Raw genomic sequence first — 777 nt, forward strand, 5'->3', positions numbered from 1 at the left:
ATGGTGGCTCAGGACGGAATCGAACCGCCGACACAAGGATTTTCAGTCCTTTGCTCTACCAACTGAGCTACTGAGCCAACAAGATTTTATGTAAGCGTTATGGCTTATGTAAAATCTACTTATTAAAAAATGGCGGTCCCGACGGGAATCGAACCCGCGATCTCCTGCGTGACAGGCAGGCATGTTAACCGCTACACCACGGGACCTTGGTTGCGGGGGCAGGATTTGAACCTGCGACCTTCGGGTTATGAGCCCGACGAGCTACCGAGCTGCTCCACCCCGCGACAATAATATTAAGATAAATGGTGGAGGATGACGGGATCGAACCGCCGACCCCCTGCTTGTAAGGCAGGTGCTCTCCCAGCTGAGCTAATCCTCCGAAAATGGTGACCCCTACGGGATTCGAACCCGTGTTACCGCCGTGAAAGGGCGGTGTCTTAACCGCTTGACCAAGGGGCCATGTACTATGTAGAACTGAAGCTATATGGCGGAGAGCAAGGGATTTGAACCCTTGATACGCGGTTAACGTATACACGATTTCCAATCGTGCTCCTTCGGCCACTCGGACAGCTCTCCATAAATGGCTCCGAAGGTAGGACTCGAACCTACGACCAACCGGTTAACAGCCGGTTGCTCTACCACTGAGCTACTTCGGAATAGTGGTGCCTAGCGACGTCCTACTCTCACAGGGGGAGACCCCCAACTACCATCGGCGCTGAAGAGCTTAACTTCCGTGTTCGGTATGGGAACGGGTGTGACCTCTTCGCCTTCTTGTAT

7 tRNA genes and 1 rRNA gene are annotated in these 777 nt (G+C 53.3%); all 8 read right to left on the minus strand.

Annotation, left to right across the window (positions count from 1 at the left end):
- Window position 1: 1 nt before the first annotated feature.
- The 8 genes from CF394_RS03480 to rrf all read right to left on the minus strand — a co-directional run bounded on the left by CF394_RS03480 (window position 2) and on the right by rrf (window position 767).
- Window positions 2-77, minus strand: a tRNA-Phe gene (locus CF394_RS03480).
- 53 nt (window positions 78-130) lie between these two features.
- Window positions 131-206: transfer RNA gene (locus tag CF394_RS03485), tRNA-Asp, on the minus strand.
- Between the two features lies 1 nt (window position 207).
- Window positions 208-284, minus strand: a tRNA-Met gene (locus CF394_RS03490).
- A gap of 19 nt (window positions 285-303) precedes the next feature.
- Window positions 304-379 (minus strand) — tRNA-Val (locus CF394_RS03495).
- Window positions 380-384: 5 nt separating this feature from the next.
- Window positions 385-459 (minus strand) — tRNA-Glu (locus CF394_RS03500).
- Window positions 460-485: 26 nt separating this feature from the next.
- Window positions 486-576: transfer RNA gene (locus CF394_RS03505), tRNA-Ser, on the minus strand.
- A gap of 5 nt (window positions 577-581) precedes the next feature.
- A tRNA-Asn gene (locus CF394_RS03510) sits at window positions 582-656 on the minus strand.
- An 18-nt stretch (window positions 657-674) separates the two neighbouring features.
- Window positions 675-767: ribosomal RNA gene (gene rrf, locus CF394_RS03515) — 5S ribosomal RNA — on the minus strand.
- Window positions 768-777 lie beyond the last annotated feature (10 nt).

It is taken from the genome of Tetzosporium hominis (assembly GCF_002265435.1).
GTDB lineage: Bacteria > Bacillota > Bacilli > Bacillales_A > Planococcaceae > Chryseomicrobium > Chryseomicrobium hominis.